Below are 26955 nucleotides of genomic sequence, written 5' to 3'. Positions count from 1 at the left end.
ACGGGGTGGGGCGTGGATTCGGATCTGATGTGCGCCGGGTAGCGGTGCTGTCGGTACACACCTCGCCACTGGCTCAGCCCGGCACGGGCGATGCCGGCGGGATGAACGTCTACGTGTTGCAGAGCGCGCTGCACCTGGCCCGCCGCGGGGTCGACGTGGAGGTCTTCACCCGCGCCACGTCGTCGGCCGATCCGCCGGTGGCCCATGTCGCCCCCGGCGTGCTGGTGCGCAACGTGGTGGCCGGCCCGTTCGAAGGCCTGGACAAGAACGACCTGCCCACCCAGTTGTGCGCGTTCGCCGCGGGGGTGCTGCGCGCCGAGGCCGCCCACGAGCCCGGCTACTACGACGTGGTGCATTCGCACTATTGGCTCTCCGGCCAGGTCGGCTGGCTGGCCGCCGACCGCTGGGCGGTGCCGCTGGTGCACACCGCGCACACCCTGGCCGGGGTGAAGAACGCGGCCCTGGCCGCCGGGGACAGCCCGGAACCGCCGATGCGCTCGGTCGGCGAGCAACAGGTCGTCGACGAGGCGGACCGGTTGATCGTCAACACCGAGGACGAAGCAGACCAACTCGTCGCGCTGCACGGCGCCGACCCCGCCGGCATCGATGTCGCCCACCCCGGCGTCGATCTGGAGGTCTTCCGCCCGGGAGACAAGCGGCAGGCCCGCGCCGCGCTGGGACTGTCGCCCGACGAGCCGATCGTGGCCTTCGTCGGCCGCATCCAGCCGCTCAAGGCCCCCGATATTCTGCTGCGGGCGGCGGCCGAGCTGCCCGGGGTGCGCGTGGTGGTGGCCGGCGGCCCGTCGGGCAGCAGCGGGCTGGCCGCACCCGGCGGGCTGGTTCGGCTGGCCGCCGACCTGGGTATCAGCGATCGCGTGACGTTCTTGCCGCCGCAGTCCCGGGGGAATCTGGCCGCGTTGTTCCGGGCGGCCGATCTGGTGGCGGTGCCGAGCTACTCCGAATCATTCGGCCTGGTCGCCCTGGAAGCGCAGGCCTGCGGGACGCCGGTGGTAGCCGCGGCCGTCGGCGGGTTGCCGGTGGCGGTGCGCGACGGCGTCACCGGGACGCTGGTCGCCGGACACGGCATCGAGGCGTGGTCGAGCGCGATCGGCGGCCTGCTGCGGCTGGGTTCCGGGCCCCGCGGCTGGGCGATGCGCCGGGCCGCGGTCGCCCACGCGGCGACGTTCTCCTGGGAGCGCACCGTGGACGCCCAGCTGGCCAGCTACACCAACGCGATCGAAGACTTCGCCGCGGCGCGCGGCGAGCGCATGCGGGTGGTCGGTGCGGCACGCCGGCCCAGGCGCTGGCCGGCGCGGAAGGGGGCGCGGGCGTGAACCCCGGCGTGAACCCCGGCAAGGTCCGCCGGCTCATCGAAGAGACCCTGACCGCGGCCGAGCTGAGCTATTCGCCGGTTCCGGGCGCGCATGGCGGGCTGCCCGGGCTGGTCGTCGAACTGCCCGGCGAGCGCAAGCTCAAGACCAACACGATCCTCAGCATCGGGGAACACTCCGTGCGCGTCGAGGCGTTCGTCTGCCGCAAGCCCGACGAGAACCATGCCGGGGTCTACCGGTTCCTGCTCAAGCGCAACCGCCGGCTCTACGGGGTGGCCTACACGCTGGACAACCTCGGCGACATCTACCTGGTCGGCCGGATGGCGCTGGCCACGGTGAGCCCGGAGGAGATCGACCGGGTGCTCGGCCAGGTGCTCGAAGCCGTCGACTTCGACTTCAACACCTTGCTGGAGTTGGGATTCGCCTCCTCCATCCAGAAGGAGTGGGAGTGGCGGGTCTCCACCGGGCAGTCGCTGAAGAACCTGCGGGCCTTCGAGCATTTGATCGACCAGGACGACCCGGACGACGAGAACGACGAGGACAAGGACGACGACGAGTGACCCCGGGGCCCGTGAGACACTGACCGGCATGTCTGACACTGCCACGCTGGTGCTGCTGCGCCACGGAGAGAGCGAATGGAACGCCAGCAACCAGTTCACCGGCTGGATGGACGTCAACCTGACCGACAAGGGCCGCACCGAGGCGGTGCGCGCCGGTCACCTGCTCGTCGAGCACGACCTGCTGCCCGACGTGGTCTACACCTCGCTATTGCGCCGGGCGATCACCACCGCCAACCTGGCACTGGACGCGGCCGACCGGCACTGGATCGGCGTGCACCGCACCTGGCGGCTCAACGAACGCCACTACGGCGCGTTGCAGGGCCTGGACAAGGCCGCGACCAAGGCCCGCTACGGCGACGAGCAGTTCATGACGTGGCGGCGCAGCTACGACACCCCGCCGCCGCCGATCGAGCCCGGCAGCCGCTACAGCCAGGACACCGACTCCCGCTACGCCGACATCGGCGGCGGCCCGCTGACCGAATGCCTGGCCGACGTGGTGGCGCGTTTCCTGCCCTACTACACCGACGTCATCATCCCGGAGCTGCGCTCGGGTAAGACCGTGCTGATCGCGGCGCACGGCAACTCGTTGCGGGCCCTGGTGAAGTACCTCGACGGCATGTCGGATGAGGCGGTGGTGGGCTTGAACATCCCCACGGGCATCCCGCTGCGTTATGACCTGGACTCCGAGCTGCGCCCGAAGCTGGCCGGCGGCGTTTACCTGGACCCGGAGGCGGCCGCCGCCGGAGCGGCCGCGGTGGCCAGCCAGGGCGCCAAATAGCCCGTCCTGGCCGTCCAGTGTGAATTCCGGGTGGAAATCCGGTGAAATCTTCGCCCTGAATTCACGTTCGGCGCACGTCATGGTCGATCGCTGGCCAACCGTCGGTCCCGGACTGCGTACGATTTTGCCGTGGCTGCGACTTCGGCGCTGACGCTCGCTGCTGCGTCGGCACTGCCGGCGCTCATCGTGGGCGTCGCGGCCGGTTTTTGGTTATCGCCCCGGTTTGCCGAGCGGCGCCGGCGGGTTCACACCGAACGAGCCGGGATCACCGTCTCGCAGATGCTGCAGCAGATCGTGGCGCACGCATCGTTGGGGATCGTCGTCGTCGACAGCCACCGCGATGTCGTCTATCTCAACGAGCGCGCCACTGAATTGGGGCTGGTGCACGGCCGGCTCCTCGACGACGACGCCTGGGCGGCCGCGCAGCTCGCCTTGGACGGTGAGCAGGAGGTCGATTTCGACCTCTCGGCGGCCAAGCGGGCAGCCGGGGCCACCCGATCGGAATTCTCGGCGGTGCGCGGTTACGCCCGGTTGCTGTCCGATGAGGATCGCCGGTTCGCGGTGGTGATCGTCGACGATCAATCCGAACAGGCCCGGATGGAAGCCAGCCGGCGCGACTTCGTGGCCAACGTCAGCCATGAGCTCAAAACTCCGGTGGGGGCGATGGGCCTGCTCGCCGAAGCACTGCTGGCCTCTGCCGACGACCCCGAGGCGGTACGCCCGTTCGCGGAGAAGGTGTTGCTGGAGGCGAACCGGCTGGCCAACATGATCGGCGAGCTGATCGAGCTGTCCCGGCTGCAGGGCGCCGACCCGCTGCCGGACCTGGGCGCCGTCGATGTCGACAGTGTGGTGAACGAGGCGATCTCCCGGCACAAGGTGGCGGCCGACAACGCGGAGATCACCATCACCACCGACGCTCCGAGTGGCTTCCGGGTGCTCGGCGACGAGCCGCTACTGGTCACCGCGCTGGCCAACCTGGTGTCCAACGCCATCGCTTACTCCCCGCACGGTGCGCCGGTGTCGATCAGCCGGCGGAGCCGCGACGGCTTCGTCGAGATCGCCGTCACCGACCGTGGGATCGGCATCGCGCGCAAGGATCAGCAACGCGTCTTCGAACGGTTCTTCCGGGGTGACAAGGCCCGGTCGCGCGCGACCGGCGGCAGCGGGCTCGGTCTGGCGATCGTCAAGCACGTGGCGGCCAACCACAACGGCACCATCTCGCTGTGGAGCCAGCCGGGTACCGGTTCGACGTTCACCTTGGCGATTCCCGCCTACCAGGGCAGTGTGGACCATGAGAAGGAGGAACAGTGATCACACCCGTCGTCGGTCACCCAGGGGAGGAGCAGCGGCGATGACACACGTCTTGATCGTTGAGGACGAGGAGTCGCTGGCCGATCCGCTGGCGTTCCTGTTGCGCAAGGAGGGGTTCGAGGCGACCGTGGTCACCGACGGAACGGCGGCGCTGGCCGAGTTCGACCGCTCCGGTGCCGACATCGTGCTGTTGGACCTGATGCTTCCGGGGATGTCGGGCACCGATGTCTGCAAACAACTGCGGGCCCGCTCCAGCGTGCCGGTGATTATGGTCACTGCCCGCGACAGCGAGATCGACAAGGTCGTCGGCCTGGAACTCGGTGCCGACGACTACGTGACCAAGCCCTATTCGGCCCGCGAGTTGATCGCGCGGATCCGGGCGGTGCTGCGCCGCGGCGGCGACGACGAGGGCGGCGTCGGCGAGGGCGTGCTGGAATCGGGCCCGGTGCGCATGGACGTCGAACGCCATGTCGTCATGGTCAACGGCGAGCAGATCACCTTGCCTCTCAAGGAGTTCGACCTGCTCGAATACCTGATGCGCAACACCGGCCGGGTGCTCACCCGCGGCCAGTTGATCGACCGGGTCTGGGGTGCCGACTATGTCGGCGACACCAAGACCTTGGATGTCCACGTCAAACGACTACGGTCCAAGATCGAGGCCGATCCGGCCAATCCGGTGCACTTGGTTACCGTGCGGGGACTGGGGTACAAGCTGGAGGGCTGAGCTTCGCGCCGTCACCGGGATGGGTGACCCAACTTGCTCGTGCGGTCGTCGTCGCCGAAAATCACGAGATTGACGTCCTGGTTCTTAAGGTAACCTTAATCAAGGTTGCCTACGGAATCCTTGGGCCCAATTTTTGAACCCATCTTCGTTAGCCATACGGGAGACGCGATCGATGAGCGGGCCGGACGACACGGTGCACACCCTCCGCACGCTGGTGGACCTGCTGATGCAGCGTGCCCAGCAGCGGGGCGATGCCCCGGCGTTCAGCTTCTCCCGTGACGGCGACGAGCACGAGACCAGTCGGGCGTCCTACCGGGAACTCGACCGGCGTGCCCGCCAGATCGCCGCGGACCTGCAGGCTCAGGGAGCCGCCGGGGAACGGGTGCTGGTGCTGTGCCCGCCCGGCCTGGACTTCATCGCCGGCTTCTTCGGCTGCCTCTACGCCGGTGCCATCGCGATCCCGGTGCACCCCCCGATGCGCGAACACCTCCTCCCGCGCGTCGAGTCGATCATCGTCGACGTCCAGCCCGGCTTCGCGCTCACCACCAGCGAGATCGAGCCGAGGATCAAGCCCGCGATCGACGCGCTGCCGGGCGGACAGGCGCTGCGGTGGACGATCACCGACGACACCGCCGCGGGCAGCGAGGCGGCTTGGACGCCGCCGCGGATCGACGGCGACAGCATCGCGATGCTGCAGTACACCTCCGGGTCGACCAGTGCCCCCAAGGGCGTGGTGCTCACCCACGGCAACCTGGTGCACAACCTGGTGACCATCGCCGAGGCCTGGGACGCCAACACCGACATGCCGCACGTGGTCGGCGTCTTCTGGCTGCCGCCCTACCACGACATGGGCCTGATCGGCGGGCTGCTGGAAACCCTCTATGTCGGGGGCCATTCGATCCTGATGCCGCCGACCGCGTTCATCAAGCGGCCGATGCGGTGGCTGGAGGCGATCTCGCGGCATCGCGCGATGATCACCGCGGCGCCCAACTTCGCCTTCGACATGTGCGTCGAGCTGAGCAGCCCGGCCGAGCGCGCGGCACTGGACCTGTCCAATTGGACGGTCGCGCTGTGCGGCGCCGAACCGGTGCGCACCGCCACCCTGGACGCGTTCGCCGAGGCGTTCGCACCGGCCGGCTTCGCGAAGGAATCGTTCTATCCGGTGTACGGGCTGGCGGAGGCCACCCTGCTGGTCTCCGGCGGCTCGGACCGCCCGGTGCCGATGGTGCAGCACATCGACCGGGTCGCGCTCGGCGACAACCGGGTCATCGACGTGCACGCCGACGACCCCAACGTCGCGACCCTGGTGGGTTGCGGCAAGCCGCGCGGCGGCCAGCGGGTGATCATCGTCGACCCGGAGACCCGCCGGGAATGCGCCGCCGACCGGGTCGGGGAGATCTGGCTGGCCGGCAGCAGCGTCGCCCACGGCTACTGGGGGGCTTCGGAGCTGTCCGCGGAGACGTTCGCCGCAACCCTGTCCGACAGCGGCGAGGGCCCCTTCCTGCGCACCGGCGATCTGGGCTTCCTGCATTCCGGGGAGCTGTTCGTCACCGGTCGCCGCAAGGACCTGATCATCATCCGGGGTACCAACCACTACCCCAACGACATCGAGCTGACCGTGCAGAACACCAACCCGGGGCTGCTGCGCGGCCGCGGTGCGGTGTTCTCGATCGCCCCGGAACCGGGCGCTGCCGAACAGCTCGTCGTGGTGCAGGAGGTCGACCCGAGCCGGATCGGTGCCGACGCCGCCGACGAGGCGATGCAGGCGATCCGTACCGCGGTGACCGAGAACCACTCCGTCCGCACCTACGCCGTCGTCCTGGTGCAGCCGCTGCAACTGCCCACCACCTCCAGCGGCAAGATTCAGCGCAGCGCCTGCAAGCAGCAGTACCTCGACGGCGCGCTGCCGGTCGTGGCGCAGTGGCCGTCGGCCGCCTCGCAGCCGCCGCCGCAGCCCGAGTCCGAACCGGCCTCGGCGGCGCAGCCGGGACAGCAGGCCGCGGGAACTCGCACCGCGGCCGAGATCAGCGCCTGGCTCGTCGATCGGCTCGCCCAGGACCTCGAGTTGCCCGTCGCCGAAGTCGACCCGGCCAAACCGTTCGCCTTCTACGGGCTGGATTCCATTCACGCGGTGCGGCTTTCGACCGCCCTGGAGCAGTGGCTGGGCTGTGAGCTGGCCCCCACCATCGCCTACGAATATCCCTCGATCGACATCCTCTCGGACCACCTGGCCCGCGTGGCCAAGAACGAGCAGTCCGGTAGCCAGCCGCCCGAACCCGCCGAACGGCCGGCCGCCGACGAGCCGATCGCGATCGTCGGCATCGGTTGCCGGTTCCCGGGGGCCGACGGGCCCGAGGCCTTCTGGCGGCTGTTGTCGGGCGGGGTGGACGCCACCGGTGAGGTCCCGGCCGACCGCTGGGACGTCGACGCGTTCTACAACCCCGATCCGTCGGTGCCGGGTACCGCGGTCACCCGCCGGGGCGGGTTCCTGGACCAGGTCGACCAATTCGACTTTCAGTTCTTCGGGATCTCGCCGCGGGAGTCGGCGCAGATGGACCCGCAGCAGCGGCTGCTGCTCGAAGTGGCCTGGGAGGCCCTGGAAGATGCCGGTCAGGTCCCGGACGCGCTGGCCGGCAGCCGCACCGGCGTGTTCGTCGGCATCTCCACCAACGACTACGGCTTCCTGCGGCTGGGTCAGCCCCAGCTCGTCGACGCCTACACCGGCACCGGCAACGCGCTGAGCATCGCCGCCAACCGGTTGTCCTACACCTTCGACTTCCACGGCCCGAGCCTGTCGGTCGACACCGCCTGCTCCTCGTCGCTGGTGGCCGTCGACCTGGCGTGCCGCAGCCTGCGCGACGGCGAGTGCAGCATGGCGCTGGCGGCCGGGGTGAACGTGATCCTGTCGCCGGCGCTGGCGATCAACTTTTCCAAGGCCCGGGTGATGGCCCCCGACGGCCGGTGCAAGACCTTCGACGCCGACGCCGACGGGTATGTGCGCGGCGAGGGCGCCGGAGTGGTGGTGCTCAAGCCGCTGCGCAAGGCGCTGGAGGACAACGACCCGGTCTACGCGGTGATCCGCGGCAGCGCCACCAACTCCGACGGCCGGACCAACGGCCTGATCGCCCCCAGCGGTCGGGCGCAGGAGCGCGTGGTCCTCGAGGCGTTCCGCCGGGCGGGCCTGCCGGCCGGTGCGGTCCAGTACATCGAGGCACACGGCACCGGCACGGCCATCGGCGACGCCATCGAGGCCAACGCCCTGGGCACCGTGCTGGCCGAGGGCCGGCCGGAGGGCAGCCGCTGTCTGGTGGGCTCGGTCAAGACCAACATCGGCCACCTGGAGGCGGCCGCCGGTATCGCCGGGCTGATCAAAGTGGCGCTGTCGCTGCAGCATCGGTCCATTCCGGGCAGTCTGAACTACACCGAGCCGAATCCGCACATCCTGTTCGACAGCCTGCCGCTGGAGGTGGCGCAGACCCTGACCCCGTGGCCGGCGGGCAGCCGCGCCGTGGCCGGCGTCAGCTCCTTCGGGTTCGGTGGCACCAACGCCCACGTGGTGCTCACCGAGGCCCCGCAGGTCCGCAGCAGCCACCCGGACGACGATGCCGCGCCGCGCGCCGAACTGCTGGCGCTGTCCGCCCGGTCGCCGGAGGCGCTGACCGCACTGGTCGGCGAGTACGAGATGGCGCTGTTTTCCGGCGGTCTCGCGGGGGGCGGCGCGCTGGCCGACCTCTGCTACACAGCCGGCGCACGCCGCGGCCACCACGACTACCGGCTGGCGGTGGTCGGCGACTCACCGGCCGCGCTGTTCGAGTCGCTGTCGGCCTACCGGCTCGGTGAGTCCCGTCCCGGGCTGACGGTCGGGCACTGCTCGCCGGGCCGGCCCGGTCCCGGCGTGACGTTCATCTTCTCGGGGCAGGGCTCGCAGTGGCACGGCATGGCGCAGCGGTTGCAGGCCGAGGAAGCGGTGTTCGCCGACGCGCTGGCCGCCTGCGACAACGCGCTGCACCCGCACCTGGGGCACTCGATCCTCAAGGAGCTGGCCCGCGACGAGGACAAGTCCAAGCTCTCCGACATCGGCATTCTGCAGCCGACGATCTTCGCGATTCAGGTGGCGCTCGCCGCGCTGTGGCGGTCCTGGGGCGTCGAACCCGCCGCGGTGGTCGGGCACAGCCTCGGCGAGGTGGCGGCCGCCCACGTCGCCGGGGCGCTGAGCCTCGAGGACGCGGCGCGGGTGATCTGCGCGCGGGCCCGGATGCTGCGGGGCGTGCGCGGCCGCGGCGCGATGATGGTCACCGAGACCACCCTGACCGAAGCGCAGGAGCTCATCGCCGGTCATGAGCGCGAGGTGGCGGTCGCCGCCAGCAACAGCCACCGGTCGACGGTGCTCGCCGGTGAGCGCGCGGTGCTGGAAGAGCTGATGGCCCAACTGGCCAAGCGGGACCGGTTCTGCCGGTGGATCGAGGTCGACGTGGCCTCCCACAGCCCGCAGATGGAGGCCCTCGGGGCGGGCCTGCGCGGCAGCCTGGTCAAGCTGAAGCCGACCGCGCCGGCGGTGCCGATGTACTCGACGGTCACCGGGGAACTGGTGGGCGAGCAGCTGCTGGACGCCGACTACTGGGTGGCCAATCTGTGTTCGCCGGTGCGGTTCTCACCGGCGCTGCGACGGCTGCTGGAGACCGGACACGACACCTTCGTCGAGCTCAGCCCGCACCCGATCCTGCTGACGGCGGCCCGTGAAGACGTTGAAGACATGAGGCGCACCTGCAGCCTCTTGCCTTCGATGCGCCGCGACGATGAGGGCCGCTCGACCATGCTCGGCGCGCTGGGAGCCCTCTACACCCGGGGACACCCGGTGGCCTGGGAGCAGATCTACCCGCGGGGCAGCCACTGCGTTCCCGCGCCCACCTACCCCTGGCAGCGAGTGCACTCCTGGCTGGATGCCGGCTCCATCGCCGCGCCGCGCCGCGGCAGCACCGCAGCCTCGGGCGGCTGGCGCGGCCCCATCCGGTCGGCCGCTCAGCCCGGAACGGTGCTGGCCGAGCTGGATGTCACGGGCGTGACGGCGCCATCGGCCGAGCAGCTGGGTGAATTGGCTTGCAAGGCAGCTGAACTGGCGTTCGGCCCGGGCAGCCGGTCGGTCGGTGAACTGAGCCTGCGCGGCGGTCCGGCCGCCGCGAGCACCCTGCAGTTCGCGCTGACCGATGACGCGTTCGAGTGTTACGCCAGTGCGGCCGGCGGCCACTGGTCGCTGCTGGCCACCGGCACCCTCGTCGCCGGCCAGGCCGGTGAGCCGGTCGTCGTCGCCCCCGCGGATCCGCGCGACCGCAGCTATGTGCTGCGCTGGCAGCCCGCGTCGATCGTCGCCGACGGCTCAGGCCGGTCCGAAGGCCGGGCGGCCGAACCCGGCAGTTGGCTGATCCTGTCCGACGGCCCAGTGGCCGACACGCTGCGGGACCACCTGGAGGCGCAGTCGCAGTCCTGCGTGCTGGTGGAGGCGGTCGTCGGGCTCGCCGAGATCGAACGCGTGAGCGCGGACAGCTACCGCATCGACCCGGACAAACCCGAACACTTCGCTGAGCTGCTGCGCGCGGCGTTCGGCGGCGACCGGCCGCCGTGTCGCGGCGTGGTGCAGCTGTGGAACCTGCTGGCCGCTGCGCCGGCGGACACCAGCGCGGAGTCGCTGGACACCGCGACCACCCTCGGGTCGCTGAGCGTGATCCACCTCATCCAGGCCCTGACGCTGTCGGGCTGGCCGGAGTCGCCGCGGCTGTGGCTGGTGACCCGCGGTGCGCAACCGGCCGGCTGGGACGAGGCCGGGCCCGCCGCACCGGCGGTGGGGCAGGCGCCGGTCTGGGGGCTGGCCCGCAGCATCGACCACGAACATCCGGAACTGCGCGCCACCGCCGTCGACTTGTCGACCGACAGCGGCACCGAAGAACTGCGCGGCCTGTTCAGCGAGATCTGGTCGGACAACAGCGAGACCGACGTGGCGCTGCGCGGCCACCGCCGCTACGTGGCGCGACTGGAGCCCTTGGAGAACCCGGCGGCGCTGTCCGAACAGCCCGGCGAGTTCGCGGCGCGCCACGACGCCAGCTATCTGATCACCGGCGGCCTCGGCGCGGTCGGCGGCAAGATCGCCGGCTGGCTGGTCGAGCGCGGCGCCCGCCACCTGGTCCTGATGGGGCGCAGCGCGCCGTCGGCCGCCGCTCAGGCGACCCTGGACGCGCTGCGGGCGGCGGGCGCCGAGGTGACGGTCGCCCAAGGTGATGTCACCAAGGCCGATGACGTCGCGGCGGCCCTGGCCACCATCGGTGCGACGATGCCGCCGCTGCGCGGCGTGGTGCACGCGGCCGGCACCGTCGACGATGCGATCCTGGCGCGTCTCGATGCCGCGAAGCTGCGCGCGGTGATGGCGCCGAAGGTGCAGGGCGCCTGGAACCTGCACACCCTGACCGCCGATGCGGAACTGGACTTCTTCGTGCTGTTCTCCTCGGCCGCGTCGGTGCTGGGTTCGCCCGGGGCCGCCAACTACGGGGCCGCGAACGCCTTCCTCGACGCGCTGGCCTGGCACCGTCGGGCGGGCGGGCGGCCGGCGCTCAGCGTCAACTTCGGCCCGTGGGCCGGATTGGGCATGTTCACCAACTCCGAGTTGCACCGCCACTTCTCGCACTACGGCGTCGAGGGCATGTCGGCAGCGGCGTACTTCGCCGCGCTGGAGGCGTTGCTGGCCGGCCCGGCTTCCCAAGCGACCCAGGTCTTGGTGCTCGACATCGACTGGGCGCGGTGGCGTCCCAGCGCGCAGTCACCGCTGCTGCGCGACCTGCAGGCGGCGGTGCCGGGCGGCCCGGACGACCTGGCCACCGCGAGCGGGCTGTTCGAGGCGGTGCAGGCCGCCGATCCGGCGCAACGTCAGCAGCTGCTGGAGACCTATCTGCGTGACCTGGTCGCCGGCAAGCTGGGACTGGCCCCGGCGGGCCTGGATGTCACCGCGCCGCTGAACAATCTCGGGGTGGATTCACTGATCACCCTGGAACTGCGCATCCAGGTGGAGCGGGAACTCGGCATCGTGGTGCCGGTCGCCCGCCTGCTGGACGGCCCCAGTGTGGTCAGTCTGTCCAGCTGGCTCAGCGGGCAGTTGGCCGCCGGCGGCCACGCCGAGCCGATCCCGGTTCCCGGCACCGGTGCGGCACCCGACGTCCCGCTGCCGACACCGGAGGCTGACGTGCTCGCGCAGGTCTCCGACCTCTCCGACGAGGCAGTGGATGCGTTGCTGGCGAAGATGATCGCCGAGGGCGAGCACGCCCAGGATGGGAGTAGCCCGTGACGGACGGACCCGATGGGCCCATCGACATCTCCGGCCTGTCGCCGGCGCAGAAGCGCGAACTGCTGGCTGCGCTGCTGACTGCCAAAGCGCAGCAGCAGACAACCGAACACCAGCTGTCCTACGGCCAGCGGTCGATGTGGTTCGTCCACCGGCTCGCGCCCGACAGTGCCGCCTACACCGTCGCCTACGCCGGACGCATCGCCGCCCGCCTCGACGTGCCGGCCCTGGAGCGGGCCGCCCAGGCGTTGGTGGACCGGCACCCGATGCTGCGCACCACCTACGCCGAGCGTGACGGCCAGCCGATCGGACTCGTCCACGCGCATTGGCCGGTGCGGATCGACACTCACCGCATCGGTGCGGACCCGGCGGAGCTGCAACAGTGGATCCAGGCCGAGACCGATCGGCCGTTCGATCTGCGCAACGGCCCGGTGCTGCGGCTGACGCTGCTCGAACGCCCCGACGACCACGTGTTGCTGTTGACGGTGCACCACATCGCCGTCGACTTCTGGTCCATCGACGTCATCCTCGACGAGCTGCGTGGGCTCTACGCGCATGGGCACGGCGCCGCCATGCCGGAGGCTACCGCCGACCGCTACGTCGACTACGCCGCGCAGCAGACCGCGATGCTGAACGGCCCTGAGGGCGAACGGCTCTGGGAATACTGGCGGGGCGCGATGAGCGGCGAGCTGCCGACGCTGGCGCTGCCCACCGATCGGCCCCGTCCGGCGGTGCAGACCTATGTCGGTGCGCTGCACCGGTTCAGCGTCGACGCCGCTGTGTCCGCCGGGATCAAGCAGGTCGCGCGGACGGCCGGCGCGACGCCCTACATGACACTGCTGGCGGCCTACGCGGTGCTGCTGCACCGCTACAGCGGCCAGGACGACCTGGTCATCGGCTCGCCGTTCGCCTGCCGCGACCGGGCCGGGCTGATGGGCATGGTCGGCTATGTCACCAACCCGCTGCCGCTGCGCGTCGACGTGGGCGACGACCCGAGTTTCGCCGCGCTGCTGGGCCAGGTCAAAGACACCGTGCTGGGCGCCATCGCGCACCAGGAGTTCCCGCTGCCGCTGCTCGTGGAGCGGCTGCGGCCGGCGCGCGACGCCGGGCGCACCCCGCTGTTCCAGGTGTCGTTCGCCTGGCAACAGGTGCGGTTGTTCGACGAAAACACCGCCAACGCGGCCGGATCCGACGCCGTACTTCCCCTGGAGACGCTCTACATCGGCCAGGGCGGTTCGCCGTTCGACATCACCCTGCAGGTCGGCGAACACGAGGACCAGCTGCAGCTGGCGCTGCAGTACAACACCGATCTGTTCGACGCCGCGACCATGGACCGGATGGGCGAGCATTTCAGGCTGCTGCTCGAAGGGATCGCCGCGGACCCGAACACCCCGGTGTCGCGCCTGCCGCTGCTCACCGATGCCGAACGGGCCCGGCTGCAGTCCTGGAACGACACCGCGGTCGACTACCCGGATGCCCCGGCGTCTCTGCACGACATGGTCGCTGCCGCTGCCGCACGCACACCCGATGCCGTGGCGGTGAGTTACGACGGCCGGGAGCTGAGCTACGCCGACCTGGACCGGCGGTCCAACGGGCTGGCACATCGGTTGCGCGGGTTCGGTGTCGGCGCCGGCGCCGACACCGACGTGGTGCCGGTGCTGCTGGAACGCTCCGAAGATCTGGTGATCGCCCTGCTGGGGGTGCTCAAGGCCGGCGGCGTCTTCCTGCCGCTGGATCCCGCCCAGCCCGTCCGGCGGATGGAGGCGATGCTGGCCGACGTGCCGGACGCGCCGGTCTGCGTCACCCGCCGGGATCAGTTGACTTGTGTGCCAACCGATTTCACCGGCGCTCGGCTCTGCCTCGATCAGCCGTCCGCGGCGCCGGCCGAGGCGGATTCCGCGCCGGAGGTGACCGCGGCCGAGCTCGCCTACCTGATGTACACCTCCGGTTCCACCGGCACGCCCAAGGGGGCGTTGAACACCCACGCCGGCATCCGCAACCGGCTGCTGTGGATGCAGGACGCCTATCGGCTGACCGCCGAGGATCGGGTGCTGCACAAGACCCCGATCAACTTCGACCCGTTCGTCTGGGAGATCTTCTGGCCGTTGATCGTCGGTGCCCGGGTGGTGATCGCCAAACCGGAAGGTCACAAGGACGCCGGCTACCTGGCGCGCATCATCGCCGAACAACAGGTCACCACAATGCATTTCGTTCCCTCGATGTTGCGTCGCTTCCTGGCGGAGCCCGAGGCCGCATCCTGCACCGGGCTGCGGCGGGTGTTCTGCAGCGGTGAAGCACTCACCGCTGATCTGCGCGACGCGTTCTTCGAGGTGCTCCCGGCCGAGCTGTACAACCTCTACGGTCCCACCGAAGCCGCCATCGACGTCACGCACTTCCATTGCGTGCGTGGCGAAACCGAGCCGGTCATTCCGATCGGGCGGCCGATCGCCAACATCGCGATACACCTGCTCGACGCCGTGGGCAACCCGGTTCCGGTGGGTGTGCCGGGCGAGCTGTGCATCGGCGGCGTCGGCGTGGCGCGCGGCTACCTGAACCGGCCGGAGGCCACCGCCGCAGCGTTCGGCGACGACCCGTTCAGTGCTGTCCCGGGCGCGTTGCTCTACCGCACCGGCGACCTGGCCCGGTACCGGGCGTGCGGCAACATCGAATACCTGGGCCGCCGAGACGATCAGGTGAAGATCAACGGCTTCCGGATCGAGCTCGGTGAGGTGGAGGCCGCGCTGGCCAACCATCCGGGCATCGCCGAATGCGCGGTCGTGGCACGCAAGGACAGCTCCGGCAACACCCAACTGATCGCGCATATCGTGCCGGTCGCGGCGCTCCCGGGCACCGCGGAGCTGCGCCGGTTCCTGCTGGAACTGGTTCCCGCGGCGATGGTGCCCGCGGTGTTCCGCGCCACCGACCTGCTGCCGCTGTCGCCCAGCGGCAAGGTGGATCGGCGGGCGCTGCTGGCTCTCGACGCCGACCTGGAGGCCGCGCCGAAGGAGTTCGTCGCGCCGCGCGACGCGACCGAGGAGGCACTCGCCCAGATCTGGCGCGAGGTGCTCGACGTGGACCGGGTCGGGGTCACCGATGATTTCTTCGCCCTCGGCGGCGCTTCCACCCAGGCACTCGAGGTCGCGGTGCGGGTGGGTGAGCTCGGCATGGAGCTGCGCCCGGAGTCGATGTTCGTCTACGGCACCATCGCCGAGCTGGCCGCCGAATTCGGCCCGATCGGCGGGGCCGCCAAGGCCGATCAGCCAGCCGAGCAGCCCGCGGCGACGCCCCAGCCCGCGGTGGTCGCGCCCCAACGGGTCCCGGCGGCCCAACCCGCCCCGGCACCGGTGATCACCCCGGCGCAGGCCGGTCCGTCCCGCAACGTCGTCATCGAAAGCCTCGGGGTGTACCTGCCGCCGCGGGCGGTCTCCACCGAGCAGGTGCTCGCCGACTGCGTCAACGAGGTGAAGATCCCGCTGGAGCGTCTCACCGGCATCAAGAACCGGCGGATGGCCGGGGTCGACGAATTCTCGATCGACCTGGGCCGCAAGGCGATCGCCGACTGTCTGTCCCGGTCGAGCTACGCCCCCGAGGAGATCGATCTGGTCATCGCCTGCAACATCTCGCGCTGCGACGGCCCCGAGCACATGTTCACCTTCGAGCCCAGCACCGCCTCACAACTGCGCGACGGGCTGGGGCTGACCAACGCGGTGTGCTTCGATATCAACAACGCCTGCGCGGGCATGTTCACCGGTGTCAGCGTGGCCCAGGACTTCCTCAAGACCGGGCTGGTGCGCAACGCGCTGGTGTTCAGCGGCGAATACATCAGCCACATCACCGAGACCGCGCAGCAGGAGATCGAGGGTGCGATGGACCCCCGGCTGGCCTGCCTGACCGTCGGCGACGCCGGCGCGGCGGCGGTACTCGAACTCGGGGCAGGCGACCGGGTCGGCTTCCACGACCTCGACCTGGCCACCTACAGCGAATTCGCCAAACTGTGCATCGCCAAGGCCACCGAGGGCCCGCACGGCGGCGCCATCATGGTCACCGACTCGGTCACCCAGACAGCGATCGCGGTGAAGCACTCGGTGCCCTACGTCGCGGCGGTGATGCAGCGGCACGGCTGGCGTCCCGAGACGGCCGACCAGCTGCTGATGCACCAGACCTCCGAGGCGTCGATCAACGACGCCATCCTGACCATCAACCGGGTGTTCGGCGCCGGTGCGGCCAGCCGGGCCAACACCATCTGCAACCTTGCAGAACGGGGAAACACCGCCACCACAACCCATTTCGTCGCGCTGTACGACTACATCAATGCGGGCCGGATCAACTCCGGTGACAATGTGGTGCTGTCCATCACCGGCTCCGGGCAGACCATCGGCACCGGGCTCTACACCTTCGACGACCTGCCCGACCGGATGCGCCGAGCCGGCAACGGCCAGGCCGGGCAGCCCGCCCGCGGCACCCGGTCCCGCCGCCGGGAGTTGCCGGCCACGCCGCGGGTGCGTATCGAGGGGATCGGCATAGCCGTGCCCGATTTGGGGGCCGCGGGCCCGCAGCCCAGCTCGATCCAGTTCGCCGTCGACGCCGCGGCCGCCTGCTTGGATGACAGCGGGGTCGAGCGGACCGAGGTCGGACTGGTCATCCACACCGGTATCTACCGCGACGACTTCCTGTCCGAACCGGCCGTGGCCACCCTGGTCGCCGGCGAGGTCGGGATCAACGCCGAACCCGAGTCCGCGGACGCGCCCAAGACGTTCGCGTTCGACATCCTCAACGGCGCAGTCGGTTTCCTCAACGGCTGCCACGTCGCGGCCGGGATGATCGGCGCCGGCCGGACCGGCCACGCCATGGTGTTGGCCTCCGAGGTGGAGAACAACACCCCGCAGAGCGGTTACCCGCGCGCCGGCATCACCGAGACCGGGTCGGCGATCATGCTGAGCCCCAGCGCCGGCCCGGAGGGCTTCGGCCGGTTCGTCTTCGCCCACCACCCCGAATACCGGGGTGCACTGCGGACCTACACCCAGGAGCGCGACGGCCGGATGTGGCTGCGGGTCGACCGCGACCCTAACCTGGCCGCCATCTACGTGAGCTGCCTGCCCTCGGCCGTCAAGGAGTTGCTGACGCTGGAGTCCTTGGAGCCCGAGGACATCTCGCTGGTGTTCCCGCCGTATCTTCCGGGCACCGCCCTCGACGAACTCGCCGCGGGCATCGGGGTGGACCGGTCACGCTTCGTCGACCTCGCGGCGCAGGGCTGCACCAGTGATCCGTTCACCTCGACGCTGCCCTACCAGATCGCCGACGCGCGGCAACGCGGGCTGACCAAACCCGGCGATGTCGCGTTGATCATGGCCGTCGGCTCCGGTGTCGAGGTCGGCTGCACGACCTACCGGTTCTGATCTGATGCGTGCATTCGTCACCGGGGGAACCGGTTTCGTCGGCTCGAATCTGGTCGCCGCGCTGCTGGAGCGCGGCATGCAGGTGCGGGTGCTGCGTCGCTCCACCTCGCCGATGGCGGCGCTGGCCGGCTTGGACTGCGAGACCCGCATCGGCGACGTCAACGACGGCGTCGAGGCGCTGACCGAGGCGATGGCCGGCTGCGACTGGGTGTTTCACACCGCGGCGATCTCGGACTACTGGCGTCACCGCACCCAGACCCGGCTGTATCGCACCAACGTCGACGGCACCCGCGACATGGCCACCGCCGCCCTGCGGGCCGGAGTCAAGCGTTTCGTCTATACCAGTTCGCTTGCGGCATTGGGTATCCCGTCGCGCGGGCACGAGTTGGTCGAGACCGACGAATTCAACATCCGGCCCCGGCAGTTCCCCTACGGGCACAGCAAGCACCTCGCCGAGGCCGAACTGCGAAAGGCCGTCGCTGCCGGACTGCCCGCGGTGATCGTCAACCCGTCCGTGGTGATCGGACCCCGCGACGTCAACCGCATCGCCAGCGCCATGCTCGTCGAAGCGCAGCACGGCCGACTGTGGTTCGCCGCACCCGGCGGCACCAACTTCGTCTCGGTCGACGACGTGGTGGCCGGGCACCTCGCCGCCGCCGAGCGGGGCCGGATCGGGGAACGCTACATCCTGGGCGGTGAGAACCTGTCCTTCCGTGCGGCATTCACCGAGGCCAACGAACTCTTCGGGCGGCGCCCACCCTCGGTCATGTTGCCGCGCTGGTTCATCCCGGTGGCCGCGGCGGGTGTCAGCGTGGCCCGCGCCGTCGTCGGACCGCGACTGCCGATCGACGCCCGCCAGATGCGACTGTCCACCGCGGACATCTTCGCCGACGCCACCAAGTCCCGCGAGGAATTGGGTGTGCCGTTCACCCCGTTCGCCACCGCGCTGCGTGCCGGCTACGAGTGGTACCGCGACAACGGCTACCTGCATCGCTGACCCCACGTCCTGCCGCCGGTAGCGGCCGTCACCCGGCTTTTTGCCAGTCGTCGTCGGCGAAGACATGTCGTTGGACGGAGCCCTCGACGGGAACGGCTTCGTAGCTGGCCTCGTCGAACAATGGGTCGTCGGAAACTGGGGCGTCGGGCCATGGCCACGCGGCGTCGGGCGGTGGCAGCTCCGCGGGCGGTGGTCGGCGGTGGTAATCGATGACGGCTTCGATGAAGTGGAACGGGTTGACGCGGGGTTGGCCGTGGTCGAGTTTCGGCGGCGGGATCCATTCGACCCGGCCGGTCTCGCCGAGTCGGGTGGTCCAGCCCTGTTCGCTGGCCATCCGGTTGTCGGGAGCGCACGCCAGGGCCAGGTCATCGACATCGGTTTGGCCGTTGTCAGCCCAATCGCGTTCCAGGTGGTGCGCTTGGGACAGATACCCCGACACGGTGCATCCCGGCCGGGTACAGCCCCGATCGCGGTTGTGCAGCACGATGCGCTGATCCGCCGAGGCGAGGCGTTTGGTGCGGCCCAACCACAATGCCCGTCCTTTCCCGTCGAAGATGGTCAGGTAGTGGTAGGCGTGGGAAGCCATGCGCAGCAGATCGCTCATGGGCAGCAGGCTGCCGCCTGCGGTGTACGCCTTGCCGGTGATACGGGGTTCGCCAACCGGCGGTGCCGGTTCGGGCCGCGGCTGATCGGTGTGAGGTGCGTGGTCGGCGGCGGCCTGCAGCTCGGCCAGGGTGGTCGAGACGATCACGGTCACCGGCAGGCCGTTGAGCTGCCCCAGATCCCCACAGGCCAGGACGGCCCGTAAGGCGGCCAGCAGGGCATCGTGCTGGCGTTGATCCCGGCTGCGGTGATCGTTCTGGATCTGCTCCTGACTGGGGGTGCCGGACACGCAGGGTTGTTCATCGGCGGAGTTGCACATCCCCGGGGCGGCCAGCTTGGCCAGCACCGGCTCCAAGGTCGCCCGTAGCTCCGGGCTGATCTTGCCGCTCAAGGTGCTCATCCCGTCGGCGCGTTGCGGCCCCAGTCGCAGCCCGCGCTGGGCTTGCCGTTCGCGGTCGTCGGGCTCGTCGCCGTCTTGATCCAATACGGCGATCAGGTGCACCGCCAACCGTTGGAAGGCCTCCGGGGCGAACAGCGTCGCCAGCTCCGCCAGCTCACGCTCGGCGCGTTCCCGGTCTGCAGTAGCCACCCGGGCCGGGATCTTCTCCATGGCCTTACGGGCGATCGCCACCTGCTCCGGGCCGACCAGTCCGGCCGCCTGTGCGGCAGCCAGACTGGGCAGCACCGGTTCGAGGGTCTCACCGGTCATGGCGGTGCGCGGACCCAGATCAGCGGCCTCAGCCACCCGCCGTCGGGCTTCCGCCGAGCTGATCCGCAACCGCTCACTCAAGGCCTTGGCCAGCGAGCACCCCGCCAGCACCTCGGAATGGCCCTCGGCCACGAAACGGGCCACGATCTGGTGATCGATGGACGGCGCCCGCCACGCCAACACCTCCCGACGGGCCAGCACCTCCACCAGCTCCTCGGCGCTCAACGCATCGAACGAACACGACTCCAACTGGTCATAAGCAGCCTCGACGGCCGCCAGGGACGCCATGATGGTGTCCCGATCCGCGGCCGCGCTACTGCCCATACATCGAACACTAGTGCGAAGGTCCGACAAAGAAACCCGGCCGATCCGGGCCCCATGTTAAGGAATCGGTGAGGAAATCGGGGCCGGCGGTGAACCTTCCCGTCGACGTCACACGATCGGTTCGGGTGGGCGTTTACGGTGTGATCGCGCTGGTGGCGCTCATCGCCACGTGGGCGCACAACATCGCGTGCTTCTCGGCCGGCGGAAACACGCTCGACTTCCTCGCCAGCTGTTTCGCCAATCACGCGGTCAGTTCTATGACCATCGACCTGATAGTGGTCTCCGTCGCAGCGCTGATCTTCATGGTCGTCGAGGCACGCAGGATCGGCGTTGAGTACCTGTGGGTGTACGTCCTGCTGGGTTTCGTCGTCGATATCAGCGTGGCCGTTCCACTCTTTCTCATCGCCCGGGAGCGGCGGCTGGCGCAGCTCCAGACCCAGCAGTGAAAAATTCGGGGCCTGGCCGCCTTACCCGACCTGGCTCAGCAGCGCCTCGGTCGGGGGCCGGCGCTGAGCCCACGGCCGCACCGACTCGAGCTGTGCGGCAAGCGAAATCAGGGTGGCCTCATCATTGGCCCGCCCCACCAGGTGCACCGCCTCGGGCACCCCGGCGGCGTCGATACCGGTGGGCACCGAGATGGCCGGCTGGCCGCTGTAGTTCTGCGGGAAGGTGAACGGAATGAACTTCAGCATCCGAAGCATGGCGCGCGTCGGTCCGAACCCCTCGAAGTAGCCCACCCGCACCGGCGGTATCGCCAGCACCGGTGTCATCAGGACGTCGAAGTCGGCGATCCGGCGCTGCGAGCGGGCGGTGATCCGGGGCTCGGCGGCAACCGCACGCCGGGCGAGCCAGTCCGGAACCAGCCGGCTGGTCCGCGCCTCGGCCTGCATCCGCCGTTCCAGCAGTTCGGTTTTCGGGAGTCGGTCGATCTCATCGGCGAAGCCGTTCATGAATAGCGCGAGCACCGCGGCGATCCCCACCACCGGGTAGACCGGGTCGCGCTCGACGACGTCGTGGCCCAGCGAACGCAACAACTCCGCGGTCTCAAGGACCGGGCGGCGCACCTCGTCGCTGACGTGCACCGGGACCACCGGCTTGAACGACATCGCGATCCGCAACCGCCGCGTCGGCGCCACCAGCGCGTCCATCAGCGGCGGCGCCGACGGCGGCGACGGAATCTCGTCGTCGGGTTCGGGCCCGGTCATCGCGTCGTGCAGCAGTGCCGTGTCGACGACACTGCGAGCCAGCGGCCCGATGTGGTTGAGGCCGTGGAAGCGGTACGCCCGTTCGGGCGACTCCTTGGTGCTGATCCGGCCGCGCTGGCCCTTGAGGCCGACCAACCCGCAGCAGGCGGCCGGGATGCGCACCGAGCCGCCGCTGTCGCTGCCGGTGGCGCCCGGCACCATCCCGGAGGCGACCGCCGCGGCCGAACCACCGCTGGAGCCGCCCGGGGTCCGATACAGATCCCACGGGTTGCGGGTCACACCCCAGGTCGCCGATTCGCACACCGGGTAGGCGCCGAACTCCGAGAGGTGGGTCTTGCCGATGATCACCGCACCCGCGGCGCGCAGTCGCCGCACCGCGGCGCTGTCGGTGCTCGCCGGGCCGACATCGATTCCGGTGCCGCACATGGACGAAACACCGGCCACGTCGGTGTCGTCCTTGACCGCGATCGGCACACCGGCCAGCGGCAGCACCTCCCCGGCGGCCAACCGCCGCTCGATGTGCGCCGCCTCGTCCATCGCCCGGTCACCCAACACCGTGCGGAACACGTTCAGAACGGGGTCGAGCCGGGCGATCCGATCCAGGTACAGGGCCACCAACTCGCGCGGGGACACCTCCCGCTCATGCACCAGCTGTGCCAGGCGCGCGACACCGGCAAAAGCCAGCTCATGATCCTGCTCATGATCGTGCGCGGCAGACATGGTTGCGTCCTTTCCCCCGCGGACCACAATACCCACCGTGCGCTGCGCAAACGTGTGGCCGCGTTGGCGACACACTAAGAACTGCGCACGTCAATCGGCGGGCTCGATGTTGTGGTTGAGGGTGAACCGGTTCTCCGGGTCCAGCCGCGCCTTGAGTTCGGCGAGCCGCTGGTAGCCGGCGTCGCCGAAGGTCGCGCGAATGCGGTCCTGTCCTTCGTCGCCCACGAAGTTCAGGTAGGCGCTCGCCGGGCCGAGTGGGCGCAGGATCTCGAAGGCCTGCCCGGCCCACGCCGTGCACCGAGCGGTGTCGGCGGGGTCGGTCCAGGTCGTCATCAGATGGACGATGTACGGGTGGTCGCGGGCGACGACGGCCGTGGACTCCGGCGGAACGCGGCTGGCGTACCCGCCGAGCCGGATCAGGTGCAGCCGGGTCTGCGTCGAGGGCCGTGACCGGCCCAGCAGCGCGATGCGGCGGATCGCCTCGTCGGTGAGTTCGGTGACGAACAGCGATTTCCAGTAGTTCAGCCAGCCGTACGGCGCCGTGTAGTCGAGGGCCTGCTGCCAGGTCGAGTAGTCCAGCGTGTGCTGCACCGCCACCACCGGCTTCGCCGCCACGCCACGGACGTCGAGCAGGGCGCTGACATCGTTGCTGCCGATCGAGTCGGTCCGTGTTGAACAGGCCAGCACATTGACCAGCGTCTTGCCGGTGGTGAAGTCGGTGGAGAAGTCGAGGATGGACGCCAGGTGGTCGGGTGCGTTGTCCATCTGGGCGCGGAAATGCTTGAGGGCCGCCTCGGCGTCGGTGTCGGGGTAGGACTGCACCCCGGCGGTCACCGCGTTCACCGGGTGCAGCCGCAGCACGAACTGCGCTACGACGCCGAAGTTGCCGCCTCCGCCGCGCAGCCCCCACAGCACGTCCGTGTGCTCGGTCTCGCTGACGGTCAACACGTTGCCGGATGCGGTCACCAGTGTCGCGCCGATCAGGTTGTCGCAGGTCATCCCGTGGGCGCGGGAGAGCCAGCCGATGCCGCCGCCGAGCGAGAACCCGCCGACGCCGGTCGTCGACACCACCCCGCCCGGGCAGGCCAGCCCGTGCCTGCTGGTCACCGGGTCGACGTCGCCCCAGGTGGCGCCGGCGTCGACATAGGCGATCCGCGCTTGCGCGTCGACCCGCACCCCGCGCATCAGGGTCAGGTCGATGACGATGCCGCCGTCGGTGGCCGAATGACCGGCAACGCTGTGTCCGCCGCTGCGCACCGCGATCTCGGCTCCGGCGGCCACCGCATAGCGCACGGCGGCGACGATGTCGTCGGTGGAGCGGCACTGCAGCACCACCCGCGGCCGCTTGTCGATCATGCCGTTGAAGACCTGACGGACCTCGTCGTAGCGGGCGTCGCTCGGGGCGATTACTTCGCCGGAGAATCCCGGCACGGCAGGGGCGGTCGCTGTCATGGCATCCTCGGTGTCGGCGGAGCTCTTACTCGTCGCGAAGCTCGGTCGCCGGAGTGGACCGAGTGCTCTTCCAGGCGGGAATGACGGCCGCGAAAACCGCGGCGACGGTGGCCAATACGGCGTAGAGCACCGCGTCCGACCACGGGAACACCAGCGGGGTGATTAGGCCGACGTTGACCACGGCGGCCCGTCGGACCGCCTCGGAGATGGCGATCGACAGCACCGCGCCGAACAGGCCGCCGGCGGCGCCGGCGACGACGGCCTCGATGGTGGTGATGGAGAACACCCGCACCCGGGTGGCCCCCAGCGCCTGGATCAGCGCCACCTCGCGCCTGCGCCGGATCCCGACCAGCAGCAACGTCGAGAGCACCGAGATGAAGGCGATGCCGAGCAGGCCGTACTTGAGGGTGTTCAACGGCGTCAGATACCGGCCGATGGACGTAGCGATCTCCGAGGCGTAGCCGTCGGTGTCCACCGCGGTCACCGGCTGGTCGAACTGGGTGGCCCCGATGCTCTCGATGACCTGGCCGGCGGTGAATCCCGCTGCCGGTGTGGCGAAGATCAGGCCGGCGGGCTGCGGGCCGTAGATCTGCTCGGCGATCGAGTACGGCATGTAGATCCGGCGGCCACCGTATTCGGGGGTGGCCACAATGGTGCCGATGCTCATCGCCTGCGCATCGAGTCCACTTCCAAATACCAGAATGTCACCGATATGGAGTTTTTTCTCCCGCGCGAGGACGCTGCCGATGACGACCTGATTAGCCTTCTGACTCGCCTCCGGGGATTGGCCGGCGAGTAATCCGAACGGAAATGTCGGCCGGTCCTGGGCCTGAATATGCGCCAGTGACCCGTCTTTGAGGCTGATCTCGATCTCGGCCATCCGCTCGATCTTTTCCACCCCGGTCAACGCGTTCAGTTTGTTGACCGTCTGCGGGGCGAATCGGGCGTCCACGGGGCCGTAGTCGGCGAACTGCGTCGTGGTGATGGCGATGCGACCGTCCGCCTGGGATTCGGCGACCCGGGTGGCGCCGATGTGAATCGCGACGAGGAACCCGGAGAGCAGGATCGCGACCACGACCGGCACCGCGATGGCGCCCGAGATCGCCGCGGTGCGCGAGCGGTCCGAGCGCAGCGCGTTGAGGGCGATGGTCAGCGTCGCCCCGCGCGACTTGTCCGGCCGCGGCCGCACGCTGGTGATGGCCTGCGCGCTCAGGTACGCGGTTGCCAGCAGCAGCCCGATGAGCGCGACCACCGCGCCCACGTCGGCGAGGATGGCCTGCCAGGCCACCAGGGCGCCGGACAGTGTCGCCAGCCGTGCCGCGATCACCCCGCTGAGCCCGATCGCCAGCAGCAGCAGCGCCCGGAACCAGATCTTGCGTTGCGTGGTCTGCTCCTGGGCCGCCCGGCCGGACAGCTCGGCGGCGATCGGGGTGTTGGACGCCGACAGGGCGGGCCCGATCGCGGCCCCCACCGCCAGCAGCAGGCCGGCCAGCACGCCGACCACCAGGATCGCCGGCTTGAGCACCACCGGCACGGTGACGCCGACGAATCGTTCGGTGAGCTCACTGGCGCTGGCCACGATGGGCTCCGAGATCACGATGCCGGTCAGCACACCCATCGCCGATCCCGCCGCCCCCAGCAGCGCGGCCTCGCTGAGAAACCCGGTCATGATCGAGGCGGGTGAGGCTCCCAGCGCGGAGGCGATCGCGATCTCGCGGCGGCGCTCCTCGACCGAGAGCCGGGTGATCTGGGTGATCAGGATGACCCCCACACCGATCGAGATCAGCGCGAAGATGCCCAGCAGCGGCAGCAGCACGTCGTTGACGTTGTAGCCCTTCGCCGGTTCGCTGCGGGGCTGCACGCTGTAGGTGGGTCCCAGCGTGGTCTTCAGCCGCTGTTGGACCTCGCCGGCGTCGGCGTCGGGGGCCAGCGTCACGTACAACATGTCCACTCGGTCGCCGCGGGCGAACTGCACCTTGGCCATGCTCAGCGGCAGCACTGCCACCAGGCCGTTGTTGACCTCGTCCAGGTCGGCCACCCGCTGGAACTTCCCCACTGACAGCTGTCCGGCGTCGGTGACCAGGGTCGCCGAGGCGTCCAGGGAGTCGCCCAGTGACTTCGAGATCGCCGGCGGTGGCTCCTGCTGCCCGGCTTGGCAGACCTTCGGGTCGACGATCCACTGCGCCGAGCAGTCCACGCCGAGGCCCAGCCCGTAGCTCTCGGTGCCCTTGCCGCCACTGTCGCCGTCGTTGCGGATCATCGTCACGCCGCGGATGACGGGCACCACCGCTCCCACCCCGGCGACCGACCGGGTGTCCTCGACGACCGCCGGACTGATGCCGCCGCGGGTGGCAGCACCGACCACGCGCAGCGGTGCGGGCCCGGCGATCTGGTAGCCGACGTCTTCCACCGCCTTGGACACGCTGGTGACCTCGATCATGACGGCCACCACGACCGCGACGCCGCCGCCCAGCGAGAAAGCGGCCAGTGCGGCCCGGAATGCGTGTTTACGAACGGCCCGAAAATTGATGATCCGGAGCAGGCCGAAAGTCGCGGCTAATGTCCCGCGAGCCATGTCACATTGTCGGGCGCATGAGCCATTCCGCTGTCGGTCTCGATTTCACCGTCGAGAAGTGAAACCAGCCGGGGAGCGTCGTCGGCTATTTTCCGGTCGTGGGTCACCAGGACAATTGTCTGGCCGGCGGCATTCAGGTTGTACAGGGCGTCAATAACCCGCTGCCCGTTAACGGTGTCCAGGTTGCCGGTCGGCTCATCGGCCAGAATGACGTCTGGCTTCATGAAAAGCGCCCGCGCAACGGCGACCCGCTGTTGTTCACCGCCGGACAACTCCGACGGGACCCGCTTGGATTTGGCGGCCAGCCCCACCTGGTCGAGCAGGCCCATCGCGTGGGCATGCTGGGAGCGGCCGGATTTGCCCGCCAGTAGGCCCGGCAGCATGACGTTCTCCACGACCGACAGGCCCGCCAGAAGGTTGAACGCCTGGAATACGTAGCCGAGGGTTTGGCATCGGACGGCGGCCAACTGCCGGCGCGACAGCTGCGAGACACTGTGGCCGTTGATGAGCACATCTCCGGAGGTCGGCAGGTCCAGCAGGCCGAGGATGCTCAGCAGGGTCGACTTGCCCGAGCCGGACGGGCCGACCATGGCGACGAATTCGCCGCGGGTTATCTGGATATCGACGTTCCGCAATACCGGCGTCGCGGTATCGCCGTGACCGAACTGTTTGTTGAGTTTGCGCGCTTCCAGCACCACGGGAGGCCTGAGAACGACCGGCGGCGTGTGTCCGTTATGGTCGAGCTCCACGGTGTGGATGTCGGTCCTGATCATGAATCTCCAGCGGGCGTGTGTGATACGGGATCATGCCCGCGTAGGGCGCGTTTCTCAATTCATTGCGCACTCCGATGATGCTGCGCTACCGGGGACGGCATCCTCGAGCATACCGACCTGCGCCGCCTGCTAAAAATCATTCGTCGGTGACTCCGAACACCATTGACTGCCCT

14 protein-coding genes are annotated in these 26955 nt (G+C 69.7%); 9 read left to right on the top strand and 5 right to left on the bottom strand.

Annotated features, from left to right (window positions below):
* Positions 1 to 5: 5 nt before the first annotated feature.
* From mshA to G6N19_RS06660, 8 genes are all read left to right on the top strand, one after another.
* Positions 6 to 1334 carry a D-inositol-3-phosphate glycosyltransferase gene (mshA, locus tag G6N19_RS06695; RefSeq protein ID WP_109559474.1) on the top strand — a complete coding sequence of 443 codons (1329 nt, stop codon included), beginning with the start codon at positions 6 to 8 and terminating at the stop codon, positions 1332 to 1334.
* Positions 1331 to 1891 (top strand): type III secretion system chaperone family protein, encoded by a 561-nt coding sequence (locus tag G6N19_RS06690; protein WP_013827418.1) that lies wholly within the window; start codon positions 1331 to 1333, stop codon positions 1889 to 1891. The genes mshA and G6N19_RS06690 overlap by 4 nt, the downstream gene beginning before the upstream one ends.
* 28 nt (positions 1892 to 1919) lie before the next feature.
* Positions 1920 to 2669 carry a phosphoglyceromutase gene (locus G6N19_RS06685; RefSeq protein ID WP_013827419.1) on the top strand — a complete coding sequence of 250 codons (750 nt, stop codon included), beginning with the start codon at positions 1920 to 1922 and terminating at the stop codon, positions 2667 to 2669.
* Positions 2670 to 2798: 129 nt separating this feature from the next.
* Positions 2799 to 3980 carry a sensor histidine kinase gene (locus tag G6N19_RS06680; protein WP_013827420.1) on the top strand — a complete coding sequence of 394 codons (1182 nt, stop codon included), beginning with the start codon at positions 2799 to 2801 and terminating at the stop codon, positions 3978 to 3980.
* A gap of 40 nt (positions 3981 to 4020) precedes the next feature.
* Positions 4021 to 4704, top strand: a complete 684-nt coding sequence (gene regX, locus G6N19_RS06675) for a two-component sensory transduction protein RegX (protein ID WP_013827421.1) — start codon at positions 4021 to 4023, stop codon at positions 4702 to 4704.
* A 172-nt stretch (positions 4705 to 4876) separates the two neighbouring features.
* Positions 4877 to 12031: a type I polyketide synthase gene (locus tag G6N19_RS06670; protein ID WP_193466029.1), complete on the top strand. Its 7155-nt coding sequence runs from the start codon at positions 4877 to 4879 to the stop codon at positions 12029 to 12031.
* Entirely contained in the window at positions 12028 to 17424 is a 5397-nt protein-coding gene (locus G6N19_RS06665; RefSeq protein ID WP_193466028.1) for a non-ribosomal peptide synthetase, read from the top strand. Before G6N19_RS06670 ends, G6N19_RS06665 begins: the two co-directional genes overlap by 4 nt.
* A 4-nt stretch (positions 17425 to 17428) precedes the next feature.
* Positions 17429 to 18421 carry an NAD-dependent epimerase/dehydratase family protein gene (locus G6N19_RS06660; protein WP_013827424.1) on the top strand — a complete coding sequence of 331 codons (993 nt, stop codon included), beginning with the start codon at positions 17429 to 17431 and terminating at the stop codon, positions 18419 to 18421.
* A gap of 28 nt (positions 18422 to 18449) precedes the next feature.
* Here the strand turns inward: G6N19_RS06660 and G6N19_RS06655 are convergent, their stop codons facing one another.
* Complete coding sequence (locus tag G6N19_RS06655) at positions 18450 to 20057, bottom strand: HNH endonuclease signature motif containing protein (protein WP_193466027.1); 1608 nt, start codon at positions 20055 to 20057, stop codon at positions 18450 to 18452.
* Between the two features lie 125 nt (positions 20058 to 20182).
* Between G6N19_RS06655 and G6N19_RS06650 the strand changes: the two genes are divergently transcribed.
* Entirely contained in the window at positions 20183 to 20503 is a 321-nt protein-coding gene (locus G6N19_RS06650) for a DUF2834 domain-containing protein (RefSeq protein WP_232062550.1), read from the top strand.
* Between the two features lie 21 nt (positions 20504 to 20524).
* Here G6N19_RS06650 and G6N19_RS06645 read toward each other — a convergent pair whose 3' ends face one another.
* The 4 genes from G6N19_RS06645 to G6N19_RS06630 form a co-directional block, all read right to left on the bottom strand.
* The gene (locus G6N19_RS06645) at positions 20525 to 21982 is read right to left on the bottom strand and encodes an amidase family protein (protein ID WP_193466026.1); all 1458 of its coding nucleotides are present in this window, start codon (positions 21980 to 21982) and stop codon (positions 20525 to 20527) included.
* Positions 21983 to 22072: 90 nt separating this feature from the next.
* Positions 22073 to 23434: an FAD-binding oxidoreductase gene (locus G6N19_RS06640; RefSeq protein WP_193466025.1), complete on the bottom strand. Its 1362-nt coding sequence runs from the start codon at positions 23432 to 23434 to the stop codon at positions 22073 to 22075.
* A 25-nt stretch (positions 23435 to 23459) separates the two neighbouring features.
* The gene (locus G6N19_RS06635; protein WP_081465463.1) at positions 23460 to 26009 is read right to left on the bottom strand and encodes an FtsX-like permease family protein; all 2550 of its coding nucleotides are present in this window, start codon (positions 26007 to 26009) and stop codon (positions 23460 to 23462) included.
* The gene (locus G6N19_RS06630) at positions 25991 to 26782 is read right to left on the bottom strand and encodes an ABC transporter ATP-binding protein (protein WP_232062549.1); all 792 of its coding nucleotides are present in this window, start codon (positions 26780 to 26782) and stop codon (positions 25991 to 25993) included. The genes G6N19_RS06635 and G6N19_RS06630 overlap by 19 nt, the downstream gene beginning before the upstream one ends.
* Positions 26783 to 26955 lie beyond the last annotated feature (173 nt).

This window comes from Mycobacterium novum (assembly GCF_010726505.1).
GTDB lineage: Bacteria > Actinomycetota > Actinomycetes > Mycobacteriales > Mycobacteriaceae > Mycobacterium > Mycobacterium algericum.
The sequence above is the reverse complement of the archived record's forward strand: the minus strand, read 5'-3'. Positions and strand labels throughout refer to the sequence as shown.